The sequence below is a fragment of the Hymenobacter agri genome (genome assembly GCF_054778495.1).
The window spans coordinates 1-6,864 of sequence record NZ_BAAGZM010000390.1 but is presented as its reverse complement, the minus strand read 5'-3'; the positions used below and the strand labels follow the sequence as shown (position 1 = coordinate 6,864).

The 6,864-nt window shown below is 61.7% G+C and carries 6 protein-coding genes; 4 read left to right on the top strand and 2 right to left on the bottom strand.

The window, feature by feature from the left end; translation table 11 throughout:
- Positions 1 to 324, top strand: a 324-nt coding sequence (locus tag ACYVDE_RS16310) for a hypothetical protein (protein WP_460502613.1), incomplete at its 5' end; no start/stop codon positions are given.
- A gap of 161 nt (positions 325 to 485) precedes the next feature.
- On the top strand, positions 486 to 2,846 hold the full coding sequence (locus tag ACYVDE_RS16305) for an NADP-dependent malic enzyme (protein WP_460502612.1): 2,361 nt from the start codon (positions 486 to 488) through the stop codon (positions 2,844 to 2,846).
- Here the strand turns inward: ACYVDE_RS16305 and ACYVDE_RS16300 are convergent.
- Positions 2,834 to 4,207: an ArnT family glycosyltransferase gene (locus ACYVDE_RS16300; RefSeq protein ID WP_460502611.1), complete on the bottom strand. Its 1,374-nt coding sequence runs from the start codon at positions 4,205 to 4,207 to the stop codon at positions 2,834 to 2,836. The two genes, ACYVDE_RS16305 and ACYVDE_RS16300, sit on opposite strands and share 13 nt — an antisense overlap.
- A 305-nt stretch (positions 4,208 to 4,512) precedes the next feature.
- A complete protein-coding gene (locus tag ACYVDE_RS16295; protein WP_460502610.1) occupies positions 4,513 to 5,439 on the bottom strand; it encodes a glycosyltransferase family 2 protein in 927 nt (308 codons plus the stop codon).
- A gap of 504 nt (positions 5,440 to 5,943) precedes the next feature.
- On the opposite strand from ACYVDE_RS16295, the gene ruvA reads away from it, so the two are divergent.
- On the top strand, positions 5,944 to 6,549 hold the full coding sequence (gene ruvA, locus ACYVDE_RS16290) for a Holliday junction branch migration protein RuvA (RefSeq protein ID WP_460502609.1): 606 nt from the start codon (positions 5,944 to 5,946) through the stop codon (positions 6,547 to 6,549).
- Positions 6,550 to 6,674: 125 nt separating this feature from the next.
- Positions 6,675 to 6,864, top strand: a 190-nt coding sequence (locus ACYVDE_RS16285; protein ID WP_460502608.1) for a hypothetical protein, incomplete at its 3' end; no start/stop codon positions are given.

Here is a 6,864-nt window from a genome sequence, read left to right as displayed (position 1 = left end):
GCGGCGCTGGCGGCCGGCCTGCAGGGGGCCTACCCCTTGCGCGACCGGCCGGGCAGCCCCGGCAAGGTGGTCGAAACCAGCTACACGTATAAAATCCGGAACACGCCCTCGCGGTCTACCTTTCATCTCTACTCCAGCGGGCGCAACAGCATGGCGGGCCAGGTCGTCATCACGGCCTACGACCCGCAGCAGCGCCTGCTGAGCGGCTCGCTCGACATGACCATGGACGGCGTGAACGACCCGCGCGAGTATTTCCCGGCGCCCACCCCGCTGCTCTGCAACGTGAAGGTAACCGGCACCTTTTCCAACCTGAAGCTGGAATAGCCGCCGCGGGCTGCCCGCCGTCCGGCAACCGCCCCGCACCCCCACTGGCGCGGGGCTTTTTTTGCGCAAAACCCGGCGGCCGGCCGTACTTTCGGCTACTGAAGCGGGTCGTGGCCGACCCGCCATCCGCGGTTTCCGCCGTTTTCCGAACAGAATTCCCGATGCTGAAAGTCAATAAGCAAGACGCCCTCAACTACCACTCGCAGGAGCCCGCCGGCAAGCTCGAAGTGGTGCCCACCAAGCCCATGAGCACCCAGCTCGACCTCGCGCTGGCTTACTCGCCGGGCGTGGCCGAGCCCTGCAAGGCCATTGCCGAAAACCCCGACGACGTGTACAAGTACACCGCCAAGGGCAACCTGGTGGCCGTCATCTCCAACGGCACCGCGGTGCTGGGCCTGGGCAACATCGGCCCGGCCGCCAGCAAGCCGGTGATGGAAGGCAAAGGCGTGCTGTTCAAGAAATTCGCGGGCATCGACTGCTTCGATATCGAGATTGACGCCACCGACCCCGACGAGTTCATCCGCATCGTGAAATCGCTGGAGCCCACCTTCGGCGGCATCAACCTGGAAGATATCAAAGCGCCGGAGTGCTTCCGCATCGAGACGGAGCTGCGCGAGAAGATGAACATCCCGCTGATGCACGACGACCAGCACGGCACGGCCATTATCACCTCGGCCGCGCTGCTGAACGCGCTCGAAATTGTGGGCAAAAAGATTGACGAGGTGAAGCTGGTGGTGAGCGGGGCGGGCGCGGCGGCCGTATCGTGCCTGCGGCTGTACCTGGCGCTGGGCCTGAAGAAGGAAAACATCGTGGTGTTCGATAAGGACGGCCTCATTCATGAGCGCCGCACCAACCTGGCGCCTATTCAGATGCAGTTTGCCACCACCCGCGCCGTGAACAACCTGGAAGAAGCGCTGGAAGGCGCCGACGTGTTCCTGGGCCTGTCGGCGGCCAACGTGCTGCCCGCCGGCCTGCTGCTGAAAATGGCCAACGACCCCATCGTGTTCGCCCTGGCCAACCCCGACCCCGAGGTGAGCTACCAGCTGGCCATGGCCACCCGCGACGACCTCGTGATGGCCACCGGCCGCTCCGACCACCCCAACCAGGTGAACAACGTGCTGGGCTTCCCCTACATTTTCCGGGGGGCGCTCGACGTGCGCGCCACCGAAATCAACGAGGCCATGAAGCTGGCCGCCGTGCGCGCCCTGGCCGAGCTCAGCAAGGAGCCTGTGCCCGAGATGGTGAACAAGGCCTACGGCGACAACACGCTGGCTTTCGGCCGCAACTACCTCATTCCGAAGCCACTCGACCCGCGCCTGATTACCAGCATCAGCCCGGCCGTGGCCCGCGCGGCCATAGAGAGCGGCGTGGCCCGCCTGCCCATTACCGACTGGACGGCTTACGAAGACCAGCTCCGCGCCCGCCTCGGCGTGAACCAGAAGCTGATGAACCGCATCACCTCGGCCGCCAAGGCCAACCCCAAGCGGGTGGTGTTTGCCGAGGCCGACAACTACAAGATTCTCAAAGCCGCCCAGATTTTGCGCGACGAGGGCGTGTGCTGGCCCATTCTGCTCGGGCCGCAGGAGAAAATCGAAACCATTGCCCGCGAAAACAGCCTCGACCTCGAAGGCTGCGAAATCATCAACATCCTGAAGCAGGACGCTAAGCGCGACGAGTTTGCGAAGCTGCTGTACGAGAAGCGCCAGCGCCGCGGCATGACGCTCTACGAAGGCCGCCGCCTGATGCGCGAGCGCAACTATTACGCCGCCATGATGGTGGAAACCGGCGAGGCCGACGCCTGCATCACTGGCCTCACCAAGGACTACGGCAAGAGTATCATTCCGTCGCTGCAAGTCATTGGCACCGAGGATGGCGTGAAGCGCGTGTCGTCGATGTACATCATTCAGCACAAGAAAGGCCCGTACTTCTTCGCCGATACGACGGTGAATATCAACCCCACGGCTGAGGAAATGGTCGAGATTATCGGCCTCACCGCGCGGGCGGTGCGCTTCTTCGACGCGGTGCCGCGCGTGGCGGTTATCAGCTACTCCAACTTTGGCTCGAACTCGGGGCCGCTGCCCGAAAAGACCCGCCGCGCCACCGAACTGGCCAAGCAGCGCTTCCCCGACCTGCTCATCGACGGCGAGATGCAGGCCAACGTGGCCCTGAGCCCCGCGCTGCTGCAGGAGCACTACGGCTTCTCGCCGCTGGCCGAAAAAGGTGCCAATACCTTGATTTTCCCCAACGTCGAGTCGGGCAACATCGCCTACAAGGTACTGCAGGAAATCAGCGGCACCGAGGTAATCGGGCCGGTGCTGATGGGCATGCGCAAGCCGGTGCACATTCTGCAGCTCGGGGCCAGCGTGCGCGACATTGTGAACATGGCCGCCATCGCGGTGGTCGACGCGCAGCAGGGCGGCAAGGCGCTCTCGCGGCTGCACCCTGCTGCAGGGTGCAGCCGCGAGGCCGTGCTATTGAAAGCCTATCGAAACGAGCTTAGGCCGGAGAATTATGGCTGCTGAGGGGCTGCGCGCAACTGCCATACCGTGAAGCTGCCGACCCGCGTGACGAGGTGCGCCAGATGAGGCTGCAAGCGAGGGTCGTGCACGACCGTGGTATCGTTCGTGTACAGGTACTGCACCCCTTGGGTGATGCAGTCTGCCAGGTACGTTTTGCCCTGTGCATTCTGTTTCCACAGTTGGTCGGGCTGGTCGAACCCGAACCCTTTCTTGTGGAGGAAATAAAAATCGATGCAGCCCGAATCGTCTGGGCCCACCAAGCAGCGCGCTCCGCTGGGGGTAGCAGCCTCCAGCTTTGCCCGGCTGGCTGCATTATATAGCTCCGGAATGTCTTGGCCCTGCCGTACCCAGCGCACCCACACGATACGGGAAACGGCCCACACCGGCTGGAAAATCAGGGCTACCAGCAGCAGGTACCGGGCGCGCGGAAAGCGTTGCAGCCAGGCGGCTCCCCACACGGCCAGCAGCAGCAAAACCGGGAGCAAGGGCAGCAGGTAATAGCCATGGTGCTGCATTTGGCTGAGCTCGATAACGTAGTAGGCGAGCAGGGCCAAGCTCCAGGCCAGGCCGGGCGCAAACCAGGGGTGCCGCACGGGGGCGTGCCGCAACACCCGCCACAGGCCCACGCCGAACAAGACGACGGCCCCGTACCCGAGCAAGGTTTCGGGTAGGTCAGAAATCAGGTTGTGCTGAATAATGCGCAGCCCCGCGCCCAAGTCGGGCGCCGGACGCGTTTCCAGGCCAAAATCGGTCAGTCCCGATACGGTAATCAGATGCAGGGCGTAGGCGTACCAAGCCAGGGTGACGCCTACGGCCACCACGGCGTAGAGCACCAGCTGGACTATTTCGCCTGTCGTAAAGCGTCGGTTCCACAGGTCGCGCAGCACGAATACGGCAATGGGAAAGCCCACGACCAGAAACTGCAGCTTGGTCAGGCCCCCCAGCGTAACGGCGACCAGGCTCAGTGCCAGCACGCCACCCTGCCGCCGCTCACGCCACCGCCCAAACCAATACAGCCCCGCCAGCGAAGCCGTCAGGGCCAGCACATCGGGCAGCGCATTCATGCCGTGGTAAAAAATCTCCGGGCTCCACGACAGCCCCCACGCCCCAACGGCACCGAGCCAGGCGGCCCCGCTCACCTGCCTGGCGAGGTAGTAGAAGGCCACGACGCCGAGCATGTAAATAACCCAATTGATGACGCGCGGCAGGTACTCGTGGAAGCCAAACAGGTGGTAGCTACCCCCCACGAGCCATTCGTAGGACGGAAACTGCATGCCCGTCACGCCATTCGTCGCATTGCGACGGTCTACGCGGGGCCGCAGAATGTTCATGTCTTCCTCGTAGAAATTACGGGCGACGGCCATCGTATTGCATTGCCGCCACAAGTGAATGCTTACCGGTGGCAAGTGAAAAAATGGTGCATGCAGGCAAAAGTTCAGCCCAATCAGGAGCGGCCAAAACCAACGGGGCAGCTGCTTTCGGGATAGTAGATGCTGAATGCTCATGCTCATAAAATAACGGGCTTCGTGCTGGCAGCCGATGGGCGCCTGCAGACAAGTGGGGGGAAATAGCAGCCGAAGACGTCGGAAAAAGCCGGCCTGAGGGTAGCTCACTTCCCTCGTGGCGCACCCTGAATCAGGGCCCGTTGCCAGGCGTCCGGCGTCTGGTGTCAGGAAGGGATATTGGTGTGGGAGATGATATAGAGCGGCCGCTGTCGAACATTGGCCGACAGCCGGGCGATATACTCCCCAATGATGCCCACGGAGATGAGCTGCACCCCGCCCAAAAACAGAATGCTAATCATGAGCGAGGGCCAGCCGGGCTGGGAGTCGTGCTTGACGTATTTGGAGTAGAGCGTGTAGAGCATCACCAGAAAGGCCAGCCCCGATACGGCGAAGCCGCTCAGGGTGGCGGCTTTCAGCGGGGCATCCGAAAAGCCGGTAATGCCATCCAGGGCCAGCCGAATCATTTTGCGGTAGGTATACCCCGTTTTGCCGCCGGCGCGCTCGGCGCGGTCGTATTCCACGAACGTTTGCCGGTAGCCAATCCAGGAAATCTGGCCTCGTAAGAACTTGTTTTGTTCCGGCATGCGCTTGAGGCTTTCCACAACCTTGCGGGAGACAAGACGAAAGTCGCCCGTATCTACCGGAATGGAAATGTGGGTGATGCGCGCCAGCAGCCGATAGAACAGCCGGGCCGTCATTTTTTTGGCGAGGCTTTCGCCCTGGCGGGAGCGGCGCTTGGCATACACCACTTCATAGCCCTCCGCCATCTTGTCGTACATCAGCGGAATTAGCTCGGGCGGGTCCTGCAAATCGGCATCGATGATGCCCACGACCGCGCCCCTGGCACAGTCCAGCCCGGCCGTGACGGCGATTTGGTGCCCGAAATTGCGGCTCAAATCAATAAACCGGACCTGCTCATCGTGCGCCGCCAGCTCCAGTAGCAGGTGCAGGGAACGGTCCTGCGACCCGTCGTTGATAAAAATCAACTCGTAGCTTTTGCCCATTCCTTCCAGCACAGTGCGCAGCCGCTGGTACAGCGTGGGAATGTTGGCTTCTTCGTTGTAGATAGGAATGACGACAGAGATGTCCACGGGTTGGTCAATTAGTCGTCTGGTGGGGAATGGATTTAAGGCAAAGTTATTACTGGTAGCGTTATCGGCTGACTGCATAAACAGGGATACTGCACAAGTGCCGGAACAGGCCTTGGGTGAAAGGGGAGGCCAAAAGTCGCCTGTCAGGTATTGTTAAACAACCCGAAGTCCGTCAAAAGGTACAAATCTATCGCACGGCACTGGCCGGGCATCCGCAATGGGCTGGGGGGCGCGGCCCGCGGTTATTCCGGGTGGCCGGACTGCCGAAGCGGGATTGGCCGGTTTGTGGTAGCGGGGCGTACCCGGCCGGTGCTGCCCGTTCCCGCGTGCGCAGGGAAGCCGCTGTCGCGAGCCGATTGGGTTGGAGCAGTGATAGGAGCATTGGGAAGCAGGCTCTTTATTTCACCCAAAAAAAATGCCCGAAAAGCCAGTAGATTTGGGAGATGAAAACCTGCGAAACGGTGTTGCCATCGCAGCATTTCGCTCCTTCCTTACTTCTGGTTTATGATTGCCTACCTCGACGGTAAACTTGCATACAAAGATGCTACCCTCGCCATTGTCGACATTCTTGGCGTGGGCTACGAAGTCCGCATTTCGCTGGCTACCTACTCCAAGCTGCCGGCCGAGGGCACAGCTACCAAAATCTACACTTACCAACATATCAAGGAAGACGGGCAGACGCTCTACGGTTTCCTGGACCCCAACGAGAAGGCCCTGTTCCTGCAGTTGATTTCGGTGTCGGGCATCGGGCCGGGCACGGGCATTGTGATGGTGAGCAGCATGAGCGTGGGCGAAATCCGCGACGCCATTGTGCACGAGAACGTGCGCGCCATTCAGGCCATCAAGGGTGTAGGGCCGAAAACTGCCCAGCGCGTGATTCTGGAGCTGAAAGACAAGCTCCGCAAAGACGAGCTGCTGGCCAAGGCCGGCGTCGATACCGTGCCGCTGGCCCGCCAGCACAATACGCGCCGCGCCGAAGCGTTGCAGGCCTTGGTGACCCTCGGCTTTGCGCGGGCCGCCGCCGAGAAGCAGCTGGACCAGATTCAGCAGAAGCACGGTGGGGAGCTGAGCGTGGAGGAATTGATTAAGTTTGCTTTGAAGTCGCACTAGGCCCGGCCGCGAAAGTTTTCTTTCGCATCGGTGCTGGGTTGGTTCGGGGCGGCTTGCTGCTGAAATTGAAAATGCTGTGCCTGATGCGTGCTGCCTAAGCGGCGCGTGTTCTTACACTTATCTGCTTGAAATCTGGTCAGAAGTTTTTCCCCGCATCGGTTGTTGTAGTTGCGTCGCTCCTGGCGTGGTGGGCTCCGGCTTCGCCGTTGGCGAAGGTGCGCCTGAGCCGGGCGTGGCTGCGCGCCCAGCGTACTCTGGCCCTCGACACGCCCCGCACCGACACGCTTGGGCCCTACAAGCCCAGCCGCCGGCCCC

Bases quoted from the DNA above. Each gene is read 5' to 3' on its own strand.
- ruvA (WP_460502609.1), top strand. From the start codon at position 5,944: ATGATTGCCTACCTCGACGGTAAACTTGCATACAAAGATGCTACCCTC.
- ACYVDE_RS16305 (WP_460502612.1), top strand. From the start codon at position 486: ATGCTGAAAGTCAATAAGCAAGACGCCCTCAACTACCACTCGCAGGAG.
- ACYVDE_RS16300 (WP_460502611.1), bottom strand. From the start codon at position 4,207: ATGGCCGTCGCCCGTAATTTCTACGAGGAAGACATGAACATTCTGCGG.